Below are 20461 nucleotides of genomic sequence, written 5' to 3'. Positions count from 1 at the left end.
CGTTCGGGAGGAGGGATCTCGGGGACACGGAGGCGCCGTGTTCAGGAGCCGGTCGTGGCGAGCAGCTCCCAGGCGTCGCTGACGACGGCGGCGCGGCGGATCCAGCGGTCCAGCTCGTCGAGGTCGGTGCTCGCGAGGACACGCTCTCGCACCTCGACGGGGACCTCGAGCCCGCGGGCCTCGAGGAAGGCGAGCACGTCGTGCGCCTTGGTCCTCAGGGTGCCCTCCCGCATCCCTTCCTCTCGCCCCTTCGCCACGTAGCTGCGCGCGAATTCGCTCTGAAACTGGTATCCGGCCTTCATCATCGCCTCCAACCTCCGCCTCGCCGCTGCGTTCAGCGAGGATAGCACCAGGTCCCCGTAGACGGCTCGGCGCTCCTCATCGAGCTCGTCCGCCGCTGCCAAGAAAGCCAAGCCGATCGCCTCCGCCGCCTCGCTCTGTCCGTGCGCCATCGCCGAGAGCACGGCCACCTCGGGCGCCGCCTTCGCTTGCTCGGCGTCGGTGACGACCGGGACGCCCTGGGGCCCAAGCACCAGCGGCGTCAGCGTCCAGCCAGGGTGGCCGGTGTCGATCGGCCGCGAGCACCACCGCGCCATCTCTGCGTTGATGGTCACGACCAGCAGCCCGGTTGGGCAGCGATGCCGGGCGCGCGTCTGGGTGACGTACACGGGCCAGACGTAAGGCTTGTCCGGGTCCACCCCGAGCTGGACCTCGACCACGATGGCCATCGCGGGCTGCTGCTGCTCGCCGACCAGCAGCACGACGACGACATCCGCCCGGCGGTCGGAGGGCACGATCTCGGTGAAATCGGAGGACTCGACGCGTGCCTCCGTGAAGGTCGGGACCGGATGGCCGAGCGCGTCGTGCAGCATCTCGGCGGCCAGCGTCGGCCGGTTCTTGAACAGCTCCACCAGGGCTTCATGGGTCACTGAGGGCATCAGATCGTCTCACGAGTGGTTGCAATCATGCAGGATTTGCGTGGAGCGCCAGGCTCATGCGGTAGGACCCGCAGGAGCCGAGCAGCCACCTCCCATTCATGAATTCCGGGCTGCTCCTCGGATTCGTCACGCCGAGTGCCCTGCGTGTGCTCCGACGGTCAGGGCACGTGGGCTCCACGGGAGGGCTCGCGCGTACACGAGCGAAATCGGGCCCTCGACGGCTTCGAGACGCTACCGACGATGGGTGGTGCTCACGCAGCGGTTACCGAGTTGCTCGCCGCTGCTGCGCACGAGCGCGCCGCGCACCGCGCGCAGCCCCTCGGTCAAGCTCGCATAGCGCGGGATCGCGTACCGCTCGCACACGACATCCACGTTGCCCTTGCGCCAGAATCCCTCTGGACAGACGACATGCATCTTCCCGGAGCGCCCGAACAGGCCGAGCTCCAGCAAGCTGATCGGCGCCTTCGAGCCCGGCGCGAAGTACATCAAGACGACGTCCGCCTCCTCGAGCCCGCGGAGCTCCCATTGCACCTGCTCCACGAAGCTCGGGTTCTCGAGGCTCTGCGCCCAGCCCGGCTCCCACCGCTCCCGCCTCGGGTTGAGGATCACCACGTCGAGATCCGCGAGCTCCTCTGCGACGCTCGCCTGCCACCGCTCGGCCTGGCCGTTGTCGATGGATCCGGCGAGGAACAGCTTCGGACCCGCCAATCCGTCGAACGGCCGCGGCGCCAGCACCTCGATCATGGGGAACACCTCGCTGAGGAGACACGTGGACGACGATCGCCATGCGGGCCGCTCCCCTCCCCCGCTCCGTAACCCGTAACCCGTAACCCGTAGACGATCAGCCCGCTCCGCCGTGCCCGTGCCCGCAGCCTCGCTTCGGCTCGGGCTCGCCCTTCGACGGCGGCGGGGGCACCGGGCCGCACGTGCAGTCGAGGCACCCGTGCTCCGCGCAGCTCCCGCACATCGCGGTCACCTGCTTGCGGAGGGCCTCGCGCGCGCGGAAGAGGCGCACCGCCGCGTTGTTCGCGGTGATCGACGCCTCCTCGGCGAAGGCCTGCACCGAGAGGCCGTCGACCTCCACGCGCTGGATCGCGGCGGCGTACTCGGGCTTCAGCGTGCCGGCCAGCGCCCGGACGCACTGGCAGACGGCGCGGCGCTCCACCTCGGGCTCGGCCACCTCGTCGAGCTCGGCGGCCAGCGCGGCCATCGCCCGCTCCGACGCGCCCTTCCGCCGGAAATGGTCGACCACGGCGTTCCGGAGGGTCCGATAGAACCACGCCGTGGCCGACTCCTCGTCGCGCAGGCTGTCGATGCGCCCTATGCCCCGCACGAAGGCGTCCTGCAGGATGTCCTCGGCGATGGCGCGATTGCCCACCTTCCGTTCCAGGAAGCGCAGAAACTCGCGGTGACTCTCGACGAGAGCCGCGACCGCCCCCGCCGCCCGCGCGTCCTCGGCGCCTCCCCTCGCCTGCTCCGCGCCCTCCGGGCTTCGCTCTGGCTCGCGCTCGCTCATGACGCACCAGGCTACCCACGAGGGCCGCCCTCCGCCACCGCGCCACGGCACAAAGCGATGGCCGGCGTGACCGGTCGGGTCAGAATGTCCTCCTCTTCACCGGGAGGCTTGAATGACGCTTCAGAGGGTGCTCGTCCTGGCCAGCGTGGGGCTCCTGCCGGCCTGCTCAGGGGCAGACGCCGACGCCCCGCTGTCGTCCGCGCCGCGCTGTAGTGCATCGCCGGAGTGCGCCGCCACGCCCGACACGCCGCTGTGCGACCAGGCGCTCGGCGCGTGCGTCGAGCTGCCGCCGGGATCTTCGATCGGCGTGAAGGATGGCAGTCCGTCCTCGGTCGCGCTCGTGTCCGTCTTCGAGCCGAACCGGCAGCGCGAGCCGACCGACCTCGCCTTCAACCCGGAGCGGCCCGAGGAGCTCTGGGTCGTCAACCGCAAGGACGACAGCATGATCATCATCACGAAGCCCGGCGCACCGGACGGCTCGTGGGTCCGCCTCCGCGACCCCGCCGCGGCGCACTTCATGGACCAGCCGCCCGCGATCGCCTTCGGCCACCCAGGCACGTTCGGGGTCTGCGGCGACAACGACAACGGCGGCAACTACTTCATGGGCCCGTCGCTCTTCTCCTCGGATCTCTCGATCTTCGCCACGGAGACGCCCGACGGCCTCGGGTCGCACCTCGACATGCTCCACTCGAGCTCCTTCTGCAAGGGCATCGCGCACGAGCAGGCCAACGTCTACTGGGTCTTCAACGGCAACGACAAGGCGCTCGACCGGTACGACTTCGCCCACGATCACGGCCCCGGCCACGACGACCACTCCGACGGCGAGATCTACCGCTATGCCGCCGGCGAGGTGCTCGGGGTCGAGGCCACGTCGAGCCATATCTTCTACAGCGCCAAGGAAGAGCGCCTCTACGTCGCCGACACCGGCCACAAGCGGCTGCTCAAGCTGGATCCGACGAGCGGCGTGCCCGGCGCGAGCTTCGACGGGCAAGAGCCGGTCAAGGTGCGCAGGCACATGGACGGCGCCACGCTCATCGAGTTCGTCCCCCCGGGGACGCTCGAGGCCCCGAGCGGCCTCGAGGTCCACGAGGGCCTCGTCTACGTCACGGATCACGCGACCAGCAGGATCTACGCCTTCGACACGGCGGGGCAGGTGGTCCGCACCCTGGACACGGGCCTGCCCGCGGGCTCGCTCGCGGGGATCACCTTCGGGCCGGACGGCAAGCTCTACCTCGTCGACACGCTGACGAGCCGGGTCTACCGCATCGATCCGATCCTCTGAGGCGGCCGATCGCGCGCCGCGCGCCGGCCGTGACGGCCTCGGCAGCGCGGCGCGCCTGCGCCCCTGCGCTCCTAGCCCATCACTCGCCGCCCGCCGGCGCGCTCGCTTCCGGCCCGCCGAGCAGCGCGTCCAGCTCGGCCTCGCCCTTGTCCTCCGCCGCCCTGCGCCGGCGGCGGCGGAGCCACTCGGCCGCGTCGTCGAAGAGCGAGTACGCCACCGGCACCGCGAGCAGCGTGAGGACCAGGGAGAGCGACTGGCCGCCGAGCACGATGGCCCCCGTCGTCCGGTTCTGGCCCGAGCCGACCCCGTGCGAGAGCACGAGCGGGATCATGCCGGCCACGAAGGCGATCGTCGTCATGAGGATCGGGCGGAGCCGGTCCTTGTTCGCCTGCAGGATCGCCTGGAGCCGCGGCATCCCCTCCGCGCGCAGGTGGTTCGTGTGATCGATCTGGAGGATCGCGTTCTTCTTCACCACGCCGAAGAGGACGAGCAGCCCGAGCCCGGAGAAGAGGTTCAGCGACTGGCCGAAGAGCTTGAGCGAGAGCAGCGCGAAGGGCACCGTGAGCGGCAGCGAGAGCAGGATCGTGATCGGGTGGAGCCACGACTCGAACTGCGCCGCGAGGATGAGGTACATGAACACGAACGCGAGCCCGATGACGACGACGAAGCTCGCCGCCGTGCTCGCCGTGTTCTTGGAGCTGCCCACCGGCTGCGCGGAGTAGCCCGCCGGCATCCGCTGCTCGGCGATGATCCTGTCGAGCGCCGCCTGCACCGCCGAGTCGCCGACGCCGGGGGCGGCGTTCGCGCTGATCGTGATCTGCCGGCGCCGGCCGAGGCGGCCGATCGACGAGGGGCCGCTGTCGGGCTCCATCGTGACCACGCTGTGGAGCGGGACGGCGCCGTGCTTGGACGACGGCACCGTGAGGAACGCGAGGCTCTCGGCGTCGGCGCGGTGCTTCGCGTCGGCGCGCACACGGACGTCGTACTGCTCGCCGGCCTCCGAGTACGTCGACACCTTGAGCCCGCCGACGAAGAGCTGGAGCGCGCCGGCCACGTCGGCCACCTGGACGCCGAGATCCGCGGCGCGGTCGCGGTCGATGGTCGCGCGGAGCTCGGGCTTGCCCACGACGAGGCTGTTGTCGACGTCCACGGCGCCGGGGACCTTCCGCAGCTCCTCGGTGATGCGCGCCGCGTACTCGCCCAGCCGGTCGAGATCCGGCCCCTGGATCGCCACCTGGATCCTGGCCGAGGACTGGCCGCCGGACGAGATCGCCTGCACCTCGCCGGCCGTGACGCGCAGCTCCTTCGGCAGCTTCGCCAGGATCTCCTCGCGCACCCGCTGCATGATCGCGAGCTGCCCGAGCGCGCGCTGCTCCGGGTCGACGAGCATCACGTAGACCTTCGCGACGTTCGCGGCCTGCTGCTCGCCCTCCCCCACGGTCAGGAGCGTCCGGGTGACGCCCGGGAGCCGGCGCACGTCGCCGGCGATCCGCTCGGCGATGAGGCGGGTCGAGGTGAGGCTCGTCCCCTCGGGCGCGCGCATGTTGATCTCGAACTGCGCCTGATCGTCCTCGGGGAGGAAGCCGGCGGGCAGCGTCTTCGCGATGGGCGCGCACGAGCCGAGCGCGACCGCCGAGGCGACGACGATCACCCAGCGGCGCTTCATGACCCACGAGAGCGCGGCCATGTAGGCGCGCTCGATGGGCCGGTAGAAGACGTCGACGGCGCGCTCGAGGATCGAGGGCCGCGCGGGCGCGCCGTCATGCGCGTTGCGCGCGTGCCCCGAGAGCCACCGCGCGGCGAGCGAGGGCGTGAGGGAGAAGCTGACGATCAGCGAGACCCCGATCGCGAACGCCATCGTGAGGCCGAAGCTCTTGAGGAAGCGCCCCACGATCCCGGGCATGAACGCGACAGGGATGAAGACCGCCATGAGCGACAGCGTGGTCGCCAGCACCGCGAGGCCGATCTCCTTCGTCGCGAGCACGGCGGCCGGGAACGGCTTCATGCCCTTCTCGTCGATGTACCGGACGATGTTCTCGAGCACGACGATGGCGTCGTCGATGACGATGCCCACGGCGAGCGCGAGCGCGAGCAGCGTGAGGAAATTCAGCGTGAACCCGGCGATCCACATCACCGCGAACGTGCCGACGACCGAGATCGGGATCGCGAGCGCCGCGATGAGCGTGCTGCGGGCGTTGCCGAGGAAGAGGAGCACCACCGCCGCGGCGAGGAGGGCGCCTAGCACGAGGTGCTCCTTCACGGCGGCGATGCCCGTGCGGATCACGCGCGAGCCGTCGCGCACGACCTCGATCTTCGTCCCCTCGGGCAGCGAGCGCTGCACCTCGTCGAGGCGCGCCTTCACGGCGTCGACGACGGCGACGGTGTTCTGGCCCGACTGCTTGACCACCGACAGGAGGACGGTGCGCCGCTCGTCGAGCTGGGCCCAGGTCTTCTCCTCCGCGCGGCCGTCCTCGACGCGGGCGACGTCCGAGAGGCGCACGGCGTGACCGTCCTGCTCCCGGAGGACGATGCGCCCGAGGGCCTCGGGCGACTCGACGCGCCCCATCACGCGGAGCGTGAGGTCCTCGGGGCCGGTCTCGACGCTGCCGCCCGGCGTCATCAGGTTCTGCGCCGCGATCGCCCGCTGCACCTCGGCCGCGGTGATCCCCTGCGCCCGCAGGGCGATCGGGTCGAGCCAGACGTTGATCTGCCGGCTCTGCGCGCCGATCAGGCTGACCTGGCCGACGCCGGAGATGCCCTCGATCTGCCGGCGCACCCGCTTGTCGACGATCTCGCTGAGCTCGCGGATCGGCTGATCGGACGCGACGGAGACGAGCAGCACCGGGGCCGCGCCAAGGTCGATCCTGCTCACGATCGGCGGATCGACGCCCTTGGGCAGGCTGGGCAGGACGACGCTTATCTTGTCGCGCACCTCCTGGGCCGCGACGTCGGCGTCCTTCTCCAGCACGAAGCCGACGACGACCTGGCTCACGCCCTGGGTCGACGTCGAGCGCAGGTCCTCGATGCCGCTGATGGTGTTCACCGCGCCCTCGATCCGGTCGGAGATCTCGGCCTCGACCTCCTCGGGCGCGGCGCCGTCGAGGCGCGTCGTGACGACGACGTACGGGACGTCGATGTCGGGGAACTGGTCGAGGCCGAGCCGGGTGTAGCCGGCGACGCCGAGGACCACGATGACGAGCATGAGGACCGACGCGAAGACGGGCCTCTTGACGCAGACGCGAGCGAGCCACTGCATGACGACCTCACTCCACGGCTTGGCCGTTCTGGAGCGCCTCGGACGGGTTGATGACGATCGCTTCCCCTGCGCGGACGCCGCGGAGGACGGCCACGGCGTCGCCCTTCTCCACGCCGGTCTGCACGACGCGCTCCTCGAGCCTGTGGTCGACGACGGCGAACAGGTGCGCGCGCCCGTCCCGCGGGACGATGGCGGATCTCGGCACCACCGGGCCAGGCGCTTCGGCCGTGGCGAGCGCGACGGACGCGAACATGCCCGGCCGCAGCGCGCCGTCGGGGTCCTGCACCTCGGCCTCGGCGACGAGATCGCGCGTGGTCTCGCGGACCGCGGCGCCTACCCAGCGCACCGTGCCCGCGAACGACCGCCCCGGGTACGCCGGCACGGTGAACGTCAGCGCGCCGCCGGCCTTGACGGCCGCGAGGCTCGCCTCGGGCACGGTGAACCGGAGGCGCGGCGCGCCCTTCGAGACGAGCGCGACGACCCGGGAGTCCTGGCGGACGTACTCGCCGACGTCGACGAAGCGCTCGGCGACCACCCCGTCGAACGGCGCGCGGATCTGGCCGTCGCCGACCCCCTGCGCGGCGGCGCGGGCGCGGGCGGAGGCGGCCGCGACCGAGAGCGGGGCGCTCCGGCACTGGTCGGCGATCCGGTCGTGCTCGACGCCGGAGATCGCGCCGCTCTCGAGCAGCGCCCTGTAGCGCTCGCACTCGCGCTTCGCCGTCTCTTCCTGGGCGCGCGTCAGCGCGGCGTTCGCCTGCGCCTCCGCGGCGGAGAGCGCGGCGGCGCGGACGTCGAGGCGCGCGAGCAGGTCGCCCTTCTTCACCTCGGCGCCGCGCTCGACGAACGTCTCCACCACGCGGCCGACCGCGTTGGCGGCGAGATCGGTCTCCCGATCCCCGCGCAGCGTGCCGGTGAGCGCGATGCTGCGCGGCATGGGCTGCTCGCGCACCTCCGCTGTCTCGACGCGGGCCTTGGGCCCGTTCGTCTCGGCGGCGGTGGAGGCGCTGGCCCTGGTCCCGCAGCCCGCCGCTGCGGCGGCGAGCGCGAGGAGCAGGAGGAGGCTTCGGGCGCGGCCTTTCGTCGTGGTGTGGCTCAAGGGTCCCTCGGGGCAGCGTCGGTCGCGGAGCGGCCTGATGCGGGCGGAGCGCGGCCTCGGCCGAGCACGGCGCCGCGCGCGCCGGCGCACGCGCCGGTGCGCTGCGCCGTCCGCTCGTTCCCCCGTCGCCCAGCCTCCGGCCTTGCCGCCCGGGCGCGCCGGCGCCCAGGCGATCGCAACCGACAGTTGCGATGGGTATAACACGGCCGAAGCCGACCGCAACCACCGGTTGCGATGATCGCAACGAAAAGGTGCGATAGCCGGCCACGCCGTGAAATTGGGCTGGCGTGTGCCGCGCGGCGGAACTTCAATGGCGGCCGATGCAGGCGACGACGGCGAAGCGCACGGCGAAGCGGGGCTCCGCGAAGGCGCGCGCGCTCGTGCGCGGCGAGCCTGTCGTGCGGGGCATCCTCGCCGCCACGCTGGAGGAGCTCGCCAGCGCGGGGTATCGCGCGCTCCGGATCGAGGACGTGGCGACGCGCGCGGGGGTCAACAAGACCACCGTCTACCGGCGCTGGCCGACGAAGGAGGACCTCGTGCGGGCCGCGCTCCTGTCGGTCACGGACGAGAAGATCATCCCGCCGAACACGGGCTCGCTCCGTGGAGATCTCGTCGCGCTCGGGCGCGCGATCATCGAGATCCAGACGTCGCCGGTGGGGCAGAGCCTCTTTCACGTGTTCCTGTCGGAGGGGCCCGACTCGGAGCTCATCACCATCGCCCGCTCGCTGCGCGCGGTCCAGGAGGCAGGGCTCCGGGCCATCATCGAGGCCGCGGTCGCGCGCGGCGAGCTCGCGCCGAGCGCGGATCCGCTGCTGCCGTGCGAGCTGCTCGCGGCCTATCTCCGGCACCGGATGCTGGCGGACCGCACGGTCGTGGACGAGGCCCAGCTCGCTCACGTCATCGACGTGATCCTCCTCGGCGTGCTGCGCCCGGACAGGCGGAAGCGGGCCTGAGCCGCTCGGCTGCCCCGCCGAACGCGATCCCTCCTGCCGACGCACCGCCCTCGACGCGGCCGTTCGACGCGCGCGCCACCGGCATCGACTGTTAGCGCTCGGTCTCGCTACGGCCTTCTCCCCCTTTTCAATCAAACTCACCGAGGGGGACCTCCGCCCGCGCCAGTCTTCGCCCCCGGCCGCGCCACGAGCGCGCTCCCCGGCGCCGCCGCGCGATGATACCGCCGCCGTACCGCAGGTCGCCGGAATCATGCCCCAACGTTGAACCCGCAGGCATCCATGCTCGACCTTTCAGCATGGAATGATGGCCTGCCCATCATTCCGCGCTGGCCGAGCCAGCATCGACATTGAACCAGCCAGGAGGACTCCATGGCCCCCCCGAACGACCACGAAGGAGAGCGCGGAGAGCACCAAGAAGCCGAGCAGCGACAAGCCCCTGAAGCCGCCGAGCACGCGCGAGCTCGCCGCCCGCGCGATGAAGATGCTCGAGAAGCTCGCCCGGCGGGTCAACGCCCTGAAGGAGGACGACCGGGATCTGCCGCGGCGCTGGAAGCTCCTGCTCGACTTCCTCGGCACGTTCCGCCAAGGCGGCGCCAAGCGGAAGGCCGCGCCCGCGGAGCCGGCCGCCGCCGTCGAATAGAGCCGCGGAAGCGAGCCTCGCCAGCGGCGCTTGACCACGCGTGCTCGGGTGGCCATCGCCGGACGACCGTGATGCAGCCGGCTCGCATCTGTGGCCACGTCCGCTCCCCGTCGCGTCCGCTTCCGTCATCTCTGTCGTCGACTCCTGTACGTCCGGGGAAGCCGCGGACGCCGAGGTGCGCCTCACGCATCGAAAGTTGGGGGAGGTGACACGGGGCGCACGACCCGTGTCACCTCCCCTACTTGCTGCGCCTAGGTCTCTACTGTACACCTGTGCAAGTCATGAGCGACGGCAGCGCGATCGAGTGGACGGACGCGACCTGGAACCCCCTCCGTGGCTGCACGAAGGTCAGCCCCGGCTGCAAGCACTGCTACGCGGAGATCTTTGCGGAACGCTTCCGGGGCGTGCCCGGTCATCCGTACGAGCAGGGCTTCGATCTACTGCTGGTGCCCGACAAACTCTTCGAGCCGTTCCGATGGAGTCGCTCGCGCAGGATCTTCGTCAACTCCATGAGCGACCTCTTCCAGGTCGGAGTCCCAGATGAGTATGTCCGCCAGGTCTTTGAGGTCATGGCCTCCGCTGATTGGCACATCTACCAGATGCTCACCAAGCGTGCGGCACGCCTCCGCGCGCTCACGTCGCAGATGCCGCCCGAGATCGTTCGCCGCAAGCATATCTGGCTTGGGGTAAGCGTGGAGGACCGGGCTTACGGCCTCCCGAGAATCGACGAGCTCCGCCGGACTCCAGCCGAGGTACGCTTCCTCTCCATCGAGCCGCTGCTCGAAGACCTGGGCCGGATCGATCTAGAGGGCATCGACTGGGTGATCGTGGGCGGTGAGAGCGGTCCAAGGGCTCGTCCCATGGAGGAGCGCTGGGTGATTTCGCTCCGCGACCAGTGCAGGGAGGCGGGCGTCCCGTTCTTCTTCAAGCAGTGGGGAGGGGTCCAAAAGTCACGCGCCGGCAGGGAGCTTGGAAAGCGAACGTACGACGAGTACCCTGCGATTGAAGCGGCGGCGCCGCCCCCTGCGGTCGTACGCGCGCAGCGGCTTGCAATGCTTCGGGAGCGCTTCCAGCGTGGGGCACTGGCGGCGGAGTAGGAGCGCGTCGTGCCGAAATACGATTATTCTGACGGCCCAGCGACGCTGGGGGCCCACAGCTTGGCGAAGCACACGATCCTGAGGGAGTACATAGAGCGGTATATTCCCATCTTGACCAAAGGCGGCACTGTACCCCTCAAATTGATGCTCATCGACGGGTTCGCCGGAGGAGGTCAGTACGTCGTCGAAGGCCAGGGCAACACGCCCCACCCCGGCTCACCGCTCATCCTGATCAACGCTGTCCGGGCCGCAGAGGCGCGGCTCAACGCCACGACTGGCCGTAAGAAGCCGTTCTCCGTCGACGCGAGCTACGTCTTTATCGAGAAGAACCCCAAGACTCACGCTTATCTGAATGAAACGTTGAAGTCGCATGTCGGCGAGAGCTTCATCCGAGAGAAGGTCGACCTTCGGCGTGGGGCGTTCGAGGAGGAGCTCGATAGTGTCCTGGATCGGATCAAGGCTACGACTCCGAGGCGCCCGCGGCCGATCTTCGTGCTCGACCAGTACGGTTATAGTGCCATCCCCGTCGACTTCATCGCGAGGATCATGACGGAGATTCCCACAGCGGAGGTGTTTCTGACCCTGGCGGTAGACTACATCTCCGCACACGCGAAGACAGCCGGAGAGGCGCTCTCCAGGCTGAAGGACGCGCGCCTGGTCGCGCCCGAACTGGACGCGTTCCTTTCCGGTTTCCGGGAGATGGACGAAGCGGCGACACTGTCCACCGAGGACCGTGGCCAATTGATGCGCTCGATCCAGCTTCTCCTGCACGAGACGTTCGCGAAGCGCGCTTCTGCCAAGTGCTATACGCCATTTTTCATTAGGTCTAAGCTCAGCCACCGTTCGTACTGGTTCCTGCACCTTGCCAATAGCTCCAGGGCGAACGACGTCGTGAAGGCTCTCCATTGGTCGGTGAGCAACCACTTCGAACATTTCGGCCGCGAGGGCACGATGATGCTGGGCTTCGATCCGACGAAGAACAGGGACCAGATCCTCTTGCCGTTTTCGTTCGAGTTCGACGACTCGGCGAAGACGCGGACGGTCAGGGCTCTCGTCGAGGAGCTGCCGGCAATCTTCCACGCCAGGCACCAGAGCGGCGTCTCCCTCAAGGATCTCTACAGCGCCCTCTGCAACGAGACGCCGGCGGATCTAGCAACGCTCGGCGACGCCGTCAACCGGCTGTGTGCTGACCTCGAGTTCGAGAAGCGCGGAGCGAACGGTGAGGAACGCGAGATGTCGACGAAGGTAAAGAACTCGGACATCATCCGCCCCGCCAGACAAGGACGTCTGTTCAGGAAGTGAGCTCGACGAACGACGTGGGGAACGCGATGATGTGCATCCGACGCTCGACGCGTGTCGAGCGACCCCTCGCGCGCCCGCTTGCCCACGGCCGGCTCGGGTGAGCGCGTCCGCGTGGGCAAGAGACGCTGGATCGCTGCGCGAAGATGTCTATCCGCGCCGCGCTAGAGAGATCGAGTACGCGGAGTCGCGCTCTGAGGAGGACCGCGCATGAAGGTCTACACGATTGGCTTCACGAAGACTTCGGCCGAGCGGTTCTTCGGACGCCTCAAGGAGGCCGAGGTTCGGACGCTGATTGACGTTCGGCTCAACAATGTTTCCCAGCTCGCGGGCTTTGCGAAGAAGGACGACCTTCGGTACTTCACCCAGGAGATCGTGCGCGCGCCTTATATCTGCCGACCCGAGCTCGCGCCGACCAAGGACATTCTCGACAGGTACAAGAAGTCTGGTGGTAGCTGGGACCAGTACGCACAGAGGTTCCTGGACCTCATGGCTGTGCGTCGGATCGAGACGACGATGCGACCCGCCGATCTGGATGGTGCGTGTCTGCTGTGCAGCGAGGATAAGCCCAATCACTGCCATCGACGCCTCGTCGTCGAATACCTCCGCGACCGATGGGGCGACATGGAGATCGTGCATCTCTGATCGATCGGCTCCTGGATCACCGGCCGCCCGACCGTGCCCGCGTCGGGGGTGGGGAGTCGTCACCACATCAGGCAGCGGTCACATTTCCGGCGACCTGCGGTACGGCGGCGGCATCATCGCGGGGAGCACCAAGAAGCCGAGCGGCGCCAAGCCGCCCAGGCGCCCGAGCATCCGGGAGGTGGCCGAGATGGTGGGCGTCGAGCTTTCGCCCCCGCTCGAGCCCGAGCAGAGCGCGAGGGCGCGCAGGAGGCCGTCGAGGCTTGCGCACGGGGACACCGACGCTGCGCAGGGGCCACCTGATTGCCGCGCAGAACTCATGCACGAGCTGCGCAGGAAAGCGCCAGGGCTGCGCAGGCACCGAACGACGGTAACAAAGGACACCAACATGGGTGCGCAGGAGAGGCGCCGAGGCTGCGCAGGAGGGCCTCTGGGGCGCGCAGGAGTGGCGCCGGGGCCGCGCAGGAGGGCAACGGGGCTGCGCAGGAGCGGCGCCGGGGCTGCCCGTCGTCCCGGCGTCCCCCTCGGGGGCTGCGCCCCTGCGATCGCCGCCCGCTGATTTCCTGAGCACATCCGGCTCCAGCGCCCGATCACTCTGCAGGGGCTCCCAAAGCCGCGGCGCCCCCGCCAGAGCCCCGTGCCCACAGCGCTGAACGCCCTCCCAGACCCGTGCCGCGCGGGCACCCGCGCCGCGGGCGCCATTGACCCGCCGCGAGCGCGCTGCGTAGAAGGCGGCTCGCCATGAGCCTACCGGAGGGCACCCGCTCGGACGCGCCGCCGCCGCCGGCCGAGGACCGGACGTACGCCACCGGCGATCGCTGCGAGAAATACCGCATCGTGCGGCTCCTCGGCGAGGGCGGCATGGGGCAGGTCTACGTCGCGGAGGACGAGTACCTGGGGAGGCGCGTCGCGCTCAAGGTCGTGCGGCGCAAGTACATGCAGGGCGGCGGCTTCGCCCAGGGCCAGCGCAAGGAGGCGCGCGTCCTGGCGGAGCTCGACCACCCGGCCATCGTCAAGGTCTACGACGCGGGCATCACGCGCGGCGGGGTGATGTACATCGTCATGGAGCTCATCGAGGGCATCTCGCTCCGGGAGCTGATCTTCCGCGTCGGCGCGCTGGACCTCCCGAGCGCGCTCTCGATCGCCGCGCAGATCGCGGACGCCGTCCGCGTGGCCCACCGGGCGGGCATCGTGCACCGCGACCTCAAGCCCGAGAACGCCCTCGTCACGCGCGCCGGGCTGGTCAAGGTCGTGGACTTCGGGATCGCCAAGCGGGTCCGGCGGCAGCCGGCGGGGCACACGTCGAGCGATCCGTTCTCGAACATCGGGACGGTGCACTACATGGCGCCCGAGCAGATGCTCGGAGACGGCGCGACCAAGGCGTCGGACGTGTATGCGATCGGGATGATCCTCTACGAGATGATCGCCGGCAGGCACACGTTCGCGGCGACGTCGCACGAGGTGCCGACCGCGGGCGAGGTGATGCTCCACCAGCTGCACGCCGTGCCGACGCCGCTGGTGGAGGCGGTGCCGGGGTTCGACGCCCGGGAGATCAGCGATCTCGTCGACCGGATGCTGTCGAAGCTCCCGCGCGAGCGGCCCCGGGCGGCGGAGGTCCAGCGCGCGCTCGCGCGGGCGGTGCGCCGTTACCGGGAGGAGCACCCGCACGACGAGGGGCGCATCCCGCTCGCGACGGAACACCGGCGCGACCCGCCGATCGCGCCCCAGCCCCGGAACCGCCAGGCGAGCTGGGCGGAGCTCGACGCCGGCGCGGCGCGGGGCGCGGGCGGCGGTCCGGAGAGCACCGACGAGCGCGCCGCGTGGCCGGGGCCGGACGGAGCGCCTCACGTGCCGCAGTTCGGGACGGCGCCGCTCGCCGCCGCGTTCCGGGCGCCGGAGGCGGCGCTGCCGTTCCGGCCGGCGGGCGCCGCGCCGCCCGAGCTGCGGGGCCGCGGCTGGACGATGCGGATGCCCGGCGCGCCGGGGCCGGCGGGGGCCGTGGCGGGGCCGGCGGCTGGCGTGGCGACCGCCATGGCGGGGCCGGCGGCGGGCGCGGTGGCGCCACCGCCAGAGCGCGCGGCGGCGGGCGCATGGATGCCCGCAACCGGCGTCGTGCCGACGCCGCACGGCCCCCTGCCGTGGGAGCAGCCGGCGACCGTGGCGCCCACGACCGCGCCGCTCCTCGACGCCCGCGGGATGCCGACGGCCGCTCCGGGGCCGGGCGCGTACGCGCCGGAGGCGACGGGGCGGGCGGGGTTTTCGACCGCCCCGCTGGGAGGGAGCGCCGGCGCGCGCGCGAGCGCGCCGCATGCGGGGACGGCGCCGACCGATCCGAACGCGTGGGCGCGCTCGTTCGAGCGCCCCGCGCCCTCGACCGCGCCGCTGCGGCCCGCCGAGCTCGGCGCTGCACCGAGCGGAGCACCGCCGTGGGCGGGGGCCGGCCTGCCGGGGAGCATGCCGCCCCAGCCGAGCATGCCGCCCCAGCCGGTCGAGATCGGCCCGGCGTCGAGCGGAGGATCGCCGTGGGCTGGGCCCCCCCTGACGCGGGGCATCCCACCCCAGTCGGTCGGGCTGGGTCCACCGCCCATCGACCGGCGCCGGAGGGTGCGGCTGGGCTTGGCCGCCACCGTCGCGTGCTCGATGACCGTGGTGCTCTCGGCCGGGCTCGTGTTCGTCTGGCGCTCACCTCGCGATGCCGCGTCCTCGGCGCCCGTCGCAGCCGAGCCGGCAGAGAGGCGGATCGTGACGGTGGACCTGCCGGAGGGGGCGTCGAGCGCCGGCGCACCCTCGGCGCCGCCCTCGAGCGTCGAGCCGCTGGAGGAGCCTGCGCCGCCGCCGGCCGTGGAGCCCGTGCCCGGCGGGGCGGCGTCGCCCGCGCCAGCCGCCAGCGCGCGGCCGGCGGCCTCGGCGCAGGAGACGGCGACGCCCCCTGCCACGCCGGACGCCCCTCACGCCGCGGCCGCGCCCCCGGCGTCGCCCGCCCTGGTGGCGCCGCAACCGCGCCCAGCCGACGCGGCGCCGCAGCCACGGGCGGCGCCTGACGCGAAGGGCGCCCGGCCGCCCGTCACGGCGCTGGAGGACGACGACGACATCTATGGCATGCCGGCACCCGACCGCCGGCGCGCCGCCCCGCCGCCACCCGCGCGCAAGGCGCCCGCACGGCCGTTCTGATCGAGGTGCCGCATGAGCCACGACGTCAAGAATTACCTGCCGAACGATGAGACCCTGCGCCGGGTCGCGGATCAGGACGCCTCGGACGAGAACATGCGCCGCGCCATCGAGAACCCGCGCCTCCAGGACGTGCTGACGCAGCAGGAGGCGGCGCAGCAGGAGGCGAAGCGCGGCGCGGGAGGGCCGGCGAGGGCCAACCCCGCGGCGGTGCCAGCGACGGCGCCGGGGACGGCCACGCCCGGCGCCGCGGCGGCGCGGCCTCCGGCGCGACGGTGGCTCCGGTACGCGTTGATCGCGCTGGTCGCGGCGCTCTGCGTCCTCGTTCCGACGGCGCTCGCCTTCCTGGCCGGGAAGAAGAGCGCCCAGGAGGACGATCGCGGCGGCGCGCTCTCCCCGCCGGCGCCGCCGAGCGCGCTCCCGGGCGCGGCGAGCTCGGCGCCGGCCCCGAGCGCGTCCGCCACGGCGTCTGCTCCGAGCACGCCGGCCTCGGCACCGGTCGCCCCAAGCGCGCCCTCCTCGGCCACCGCCGCCCCAACCGCCTCGGCCTCGGCTCTCGCCGCCCCGAGCGCCTCGGCCGCCCCCGCCCCGAGCGCGGTGGTGCGCCCGAGCGCGGCGGCCGTGCCCGCCCCCCGAGCCGGCGCGGTCCGGGCGCTGCCGAGCGCGCAGCGCGCTCCGGCGCCGCGCTCCGCCGCGTCGTCCGCGCCCGCCCCGGCGGCGACCGCGCCCGCGCACGCCCCTCTTCCCTTCGGAAATAAGCCGGAGTTCTAACGCCCATGAAGACCCATCGATCGCTCGCCGCCTCGCTCCTCGCCGCCCTCGTGCTGTCGCCCGCGACAGGGAGCGCCGCCCCGCCCGCGCCACCGCAAGGCCAGCCGGCCGCGCCGCCGCAGGCCACCTCGCCAGCGCCAGCGCAAGCCGACGCCATGTCGCGGGCGGCGCGGGACATGTTCGCGAAGGGCGAGGAGGCGTGGATGCAGGGTAAGTACGACCAGTGCCACGCATGGTTCCTCGCGGCGTGGAGCATCCGGCCGCACCGGCAGATCGCCGGCAACCTGGCGGCCTGCGAGCTCAAAGTCGGGCGCTACAGGGACGCCGCTGAACACCTGGCGTTCCTCACGCGACCGACCCCCGACGGGAAGCCGACCCCGCTGAGCCAGGAGCACCGCGCCCTGCTGGACGAGGCGATGGCGAAGATCGCCGTGCTCCAGATCGACGCCGAGCCCGGCACGACCGTCGTGCTCGACGGCAAGATCGTAGGGCAGGCGCCGCTCCCCGCGCCGTTGTACCTGGAGCCGGGCGAACACACGATCGAAGGGCGATCGCATGCCGGCGGCCTGGCGCAGGTCCCGCTCACGCTCGCTCCGGGGACGCAACGGAACATCGATCTCCACCTGCAAGCGCCGCAGCCGGCGACCACCACACCGGAGCCGGCGCAGGCGCCGCCGCGGGTCGCGCCGCCGCCTCCGCCGCCGCCGGATACCCGGGTGCGCCACGGCGTCGTGATCGGAGGGCTCGCGCTCGGGGGAGCGGCGATCGCGGCAGGCGTGGTGCTGGCGGTCGTTTCGAACGGCAAGAGCGGGGAGGCGGACGACGCGCTTCATTCGATCGTGAAGGACGGCGGCATCAACGCGTGCAACGACCCCGCGTTCAGGGCGCGCTGCGACGCGCTCGCCGACGCGAACACCGCCAGGCGGACGACGAGGGACCTGGCAATCGCCGCCTTCGTGACCTCTGGCGCCGCGCTGGGCGGCGCAGCGCTCGCGTCCCTGCTATGGCCGGTCGGGGCGCCGCGAGAAGCGACCTCACGCGGCGTGCGCATCGTCCCGACGGTCACGGCGCAGAGCGCCGGGCTCACGTTTGGAGGTGCGTTTTGAGTGAGCATGCGGCGAAGCCAGGGACGACTTTGAGTGACCGAAGGAAGAGGGTGATGCGGCGCGTGTACTGGAGCGGTGTCGTTGTCATGCTGGCCGGCCTCGCGGTCGCCACCGGCTCAGGGTGCGGGACGCGGTCGGCGGACTGCTTATACGAGGCACGGTGCGATTTCGGGGAAGCAGGCGGGGGCGGGGGCGGTGGAGGGAGCACGCCGGAGGGGTGCGTGCCGAGCAAGAACAGCGGCGGGGCGGTCGACGATGTGTGCGGGATCTTCGTTGCAGCTAGCGGAGACGATGCAGGCGCAGGGACAAAGGGTGCGCCCGTCAAGACGATTCAGCAGGCCATAGCGCTGGCGCAGCAGGGAGGCGCCGCGCAACGGGTATACGCCTGCGCCGAGACGTTCGAGGGCCAGGTCGAGCTGCCCGGTGGCGTCGCGCTCTTCGGAGGGCTCGACTGCTCGAACGGCTGGGGCTGGATCGGTGAGACGACGAAGACGACACTCTCCGCCGGTGAAGGCGAGATCCCGCTCGTGATGCGTGGTGGCGACGGTGCGGTTCGCGTCGAGGATGTGCAGGTCACAGCGCGCGCCATCGACCCGAGCAACACGGCGGCGCGAAGTATGTCGTCCATCGCCGCCCTCGCAGAGGGCGTCTCCGTCGAGATGGCGCGCTGCGCGCTCGAGGCGAGCGACGCCGCTGACGGCGTCGATGGCGATGCGTACCCAGAGCCGGCACTAGCCGGCGAGCAGGGCAACCCGGGCAGAGAGGCGTGCTCGGACGAGATCGTCGTGCCGGGCGGTGTCAAGCAGAATGATTGCGGCACGCCGGACGACCCGAGCGACGATTCCACAGGCGGCACTGGCGGTATCGGGCAGCAGACCGAAGGCGGCGCTGGGTCGCCTGGGAAACCAACCGGAACTGGTGGCACGGGTGGCATGGGCGAGAGCCCACTGGAATGCACTCCTGGCGGCGCCGGTTCCGAAGGCGCCGCCGGCGACCCCGGTCCGAGCGCCACCGGCTTCGGATCGCTCTCCTCCTCCGGCTATGCCGGCGTCTCCGGCACCGCCGGCATGCCGGGCACCACCGCGCAAGGCGGCGGCGGCGGTGGTGGCGCCAAGGGCGGCGCCGCCGCCAACCAGTGCTCCGCCGAATCGCCCGGCGGTGCCAGCGGCGGCTCCGGCGGACCCGGCGGCTGCGGCGGCAAGGGCGGCCACCCCGGCGGCCCTGGCGGCGCCAGCATCGCCCTCGTCAGCCTCGACGCCGAGCTCACGTTCACCGACGTCTCCCTCAAGGCCGGCCGCGGCGGCCGCGGCGGCAACGGCGGGCCCGGTCAAGAGGGCGGCATCGGCGGCATCGGCGGCATCGGCGGCACCCTGCCGACCGGCGTCGAGGGCCTCAAGCCCGGCTGCTCCGGCGGCCCCGGGGGCAAGGGCGGCAACGGAGGCATCGGCGGCGGCGGCCTCGGCGGCCACTCCCTCGGCATCGCCTTCCGTGGCTCCCCGCCCCCCACCGACGGCCTCACCATCACCACCGGCGAGCCCGGCAACGGCGGCAACGGCGACGGCGACAGCGCCGCCACAGGCATCAAGGCCGATACGCAGGAGTTTGCTCAGTAGCCTCGTGCCGGCGACAGCCCCGCCGAGAAAAAACGCACTGCTTCAACAAAATCTGGCAACAAACGGCGCCCATCGGCAATGGCTCGTGGCGAGGAGGCTTCGCCCTTGGGCCCGCACATAGGACCTTCACGGGGGGTGGGCAGCCATCTCCCTCTCTGCATCTTCTTCCCTGCATCTTTCATGAACAAGCCGGAGCTCATGCGCCCATGAAGCTCCATCGACCGATCGCCTCCCTGCTCGTCGCCGCGCTGCTGCTCCCGCCTGCGGCAGCGAGCGCCGCACCACCCACGGCGGGGAGCGCGGCGAGGGTGGCCACGGCGAGCGGCGTCCTCGTGTCGCCGACGCCCTGCAGCGCCGCCGCGGCGGTGGCCTCGACGAACGCGAACGGGAGCGCCGGCAGCACGATCCCGAGGTACGCGGCCGCCTGCTCGATGACCGCCCCGCCGGCGTGCGGGAAGAGCGCGCGGAGCAGCAGGCCGCAGGCGGCGAGCAGCGGCAGCGCGATCGCCGCCCCGAAGGCGAGCGCGAAGAGGAGCGAGGCGCGCGCCGCGGCGGCGGCCGCGGCGCGATCGCCGCCGCCCACGCTGCGCGCGACGACGGCGAGCGTGCCGGCGGAGGTGGCGCTGAAGACGGAGACGATGGTCCACGTGAGCGTCCCGCAGATCTGCATCGAGGCGAGCGCGGTCGTGGAGTAGCGACCGACCATGCCGCGCCCGACGAGGAAGACCAGCGTCAGGAGCAGCATGTGCGTGATCGCGGGCCAAGCGAGCCGCCAGACCTGCCCCGCCAGCACGGCCCACTCCCGCGCCGCGGGGGCGGCGCGCTGGGCCGTCGGGGAGCCTGTCGCGGCCACGCGGCTACCGTAGCGCCGAGCCGGCGCCCGTCGAGGCGAGCGACCAGGCGGCGCGGCGGCCCGCGCTGGGCGCGGCGATCGGGTCGGTCTCGGCGCGCGGGTCGGCCCGCGCGTGAGGTGTCCGGCGTGCGCTCGGCCACAAAAGATATTTTATTGTAAATGCAATCAAGTTGCTTTAAAGCGAGCGCACGCCAGACCGGGGCCCGGCCGATCGCGCCGTGGCCGCGGGTT

At 71.7% G+C, this 20461-nt stretch carries 17 protein-coding genes; 10 read left to right on the top strand and 7 right to left on the bottom strand.

Annotation, left to right across the window (positions count from 1 at the left end):
* Positions 1-41: 41 nt before the first annotated feature.
* From WMF39_RS44655 to WMF39_RS44645, 3 genes are all read right to left on the bottom strand, one after another.
* Positions 42-938, bottom strand: coding sequence for a hypothetical protein (locus WMF39_RS44655; protein WP_437742521.1), 897 nt, complete (start codon positions 936-938; stop codon positions 42-44).
* Between the two features lie 231 nt (positions 939-1169).
* Positions 1170-1682: a nucleoside 2-deoxyribosyltransferase domain-containing protein gene (locus WMF39_RS44650; protein WP_437742520.1), complete on the bottom strand. Its 513-nt coding sequence runs from the start codon at positions 1680-1682 to the stop codon at positions 1170-1172.
* Between the two features lie 97 nt (positions 1683-1779).
* Entirely contained in the window at positions 1780-2454 is a 675-nt protein-coding gene (locus WMF39_RS44645) for an RNA polymerase sigma factor (protein ID WP_437742519.1), read from the bottom strand.
* 307 nt (positions 2455-2761) lie between these two features.
* Here WMF39_RS44645 and WMF39_RS44640 point away from each other — a divergent pair, with 307 nt between their 5' ends.
* On the top strand, positions 2762-3736 hold the full coding sequence (locus WMF39_RS44640) for a hypothetical protein (protein ID WP_437742518.1): 975 nt from the start codon (positions 2762-2764) through the stop codon (positions 3734-3736).
* Positions 3737-3815: 79 nt separating this feature from the next.
* On the opposite strand, the gene WMF39_RS44635 is transcribed toward WMF39_RS44640, so the two are convergent.
* Together WMF39_RS44635 and WMF39_RS44630 are read right to left on the bottom strand one after the other, a co-directional pair.
* Positions 3816-6992, bottom strand: a complete 3177-nt coding sequence (locus tag WMF39_RS44635) for an efflux RND transporter permease subunit (protein WP_437742517.1) — start codon at positions 6990-6992, stop codon at positions 3816-3818.
* Positions 6993-6999: 7 nt separating this feature from the next.
* Positions 7000-8088, bottom strand: coding sequence for an efflux RND transporter periplasmic adaptor subunit (locus WMF39_RS44630; protein ID WP_437742516.1), 1089 nt, complete (start codon positions 8086-8088; stop codon positions 7000-7002).
* Positions 8089-8408: 320 nt separating this feature from the next.
* On the opposite strand from WMF39_RS44630, the gene WMF39_RS44625 reads away from it, so the two are divergent.
* From WMF39_RS44625 to WMF39_RS44605, 5 genes are all read left to right on the top strand, one after another.
* Positions 8409-9041, top strand: coding sequence for a TetR/AcrR family transcriptional regulator (locus WMF39_RS44625; protein ID WP_437742515.1), 633 nt, complete (start codon positions 8409-8411; stop codon positions 9039-9041).
* A 304-nt stretch (positions 9042-9345) separates the two neighbouring features.
* Positions 9346-9681 carry a hypothetical protein gene (locus tag WMF39_RS44620; RefSeq protein ID WP_437742514.1) on the top strand — a complete coding sequence of 112 codons (336 nt, stop codon included), beginning with the start codon at positions 9346-9348 and terminating at the stop codon, positions 9679-9681.
* Between the two features lie 281 nt (positions 9682-9962).
* Complete coding sequence (locus tag WMF39_RS44615; protein WP_437742513.1) at positions 9963-10778, top strand: DUF5131 family protein; 816 nt, start codon at positions 9963-9965, stop codon at positions 10776-10778.
* Between the two features lie 9 nt (positions 10779-10787).
* Complete coding sequence (locus WMF39_RS44610; RefSeq protein WP_437742512.1) at positions 10788-12080, top strand: three-Cys-motif partner protein TcmP; 1293 nt, start codon at positions 10788-10790, stop codon at positions 12078-12080.
* A 207-nt stretch (positions 12081-12287) separates the two neighbouring features.
* Positions 12288-12722 carry a DUF488 domain-containing protein gene (locus tag WMF39_RS44605; protein WP_437742511.1) on the top strand — a complete coding sequence of 145 codons (435 nt, stop codon included), beginning with the start codon at positions 12288-12290 and terminating at the stop codon, positions 12720-12722.
* Positions 12723-12800: 78 nt separating this feature from the next.
* On the opposite strand, the gene WMF39_RS44600 is transcribed toward WMF39_RS44605, so the two are convergent.
* Positions 12801-12998, bottom strand: coding sequence for a hypothetical protein (locus WMF39_RS44600; protein ID WP_437742510.1), 198 nt, complete (start codon positions 12996-12998; stop codon positions 12801-12803).
* A 462-nt stretch (positions 12999-13460) separates the two neighbouring features.
* On the opposite strand from WMF39_RS44600, the gene WMF39_RS44595 reads away from it, so the two are divergent.
* The 4 genes from WMF39_RS44595 to WMF39_RS44580 all read left to right on the top strand — a co-directional run bounded on the left by WMF39_RS44595 (position 13461) and on the right by WMF39_RS44580 (position 19377).
* Positions 13461-15890 carry a protein kinase domain-containing protein gene (locus tag WMF39_RS44595; protein WP_437742509.1) on the top strand — a complete coding sequence of 810 codons (2430 nt, stop codon included), beginning with the start codon at positions 13461-13463 and terminating at the stop codon, positions 15888-15890.
* 12 nt (positions 15891-15902) lie between these two features.
* Positions 15903-16658, top strand: a complete 756-nt coding sequence (locus tag WMF39_RS44590) for a hypothetical protein (protein WP_437742508.1) — start codon at positions 15903-15905, stop codon at positions 16656-16658.
* 5 nt (positions 16659-16663) lie between these two features.
* A complete protein-coding gene (locus tag WMF39_RS44585; RefSeq protein WP_437742507.1) occupies positions 16664-17764 on the top strand; it encodes a hypothetical protein in 1101 nt (366 codons plus the stop codon).
* 221 nt (positions 17765-17985) lie between these two features.
* The gene (locus tag WMF39_RS44580; protein ID WP_437742506.1) at positions 17986-19377 is read left to right on the top strand and encodes a PGRS family protein; all 1392 of its coding nucleotides are present in this window, start codon (positions 17986-17988) and stop codon (positions 19375-19377) included.
* A 196-nt stretch (positions 19378-19573) separates the two neighbouring features.
* Here the strand turns inward: WMF39_RS44580 and WMF39_RS44575 are convergent, their stop codons facing one another.
* Positions 19574-20230 (bottom strand): MATE family efflux transporter, encoded by a 657-nt coding sequence (locus WMF39_RS44575; protein ID WP_437742505.1) that lies wholly within the window; start codon positions 20228-20230, stop codon positions 19574-19576.
* Positions 20231-20461 lie beyond the last annotated feature (231 nt).

Origin of the sequence: Sorangium sp. So ce1504 (genome assembly GCF_051521635.1) — a bacterium.
GTDB lineage: Bacteria > Myxococcota_A > Polyangia > Polyangiales > Polyangiaceae > Sorangium > Sorangium cellulosum_B.
This window is presented reverse-complemented; position numbering and strand designations above follow the sequence as displayed.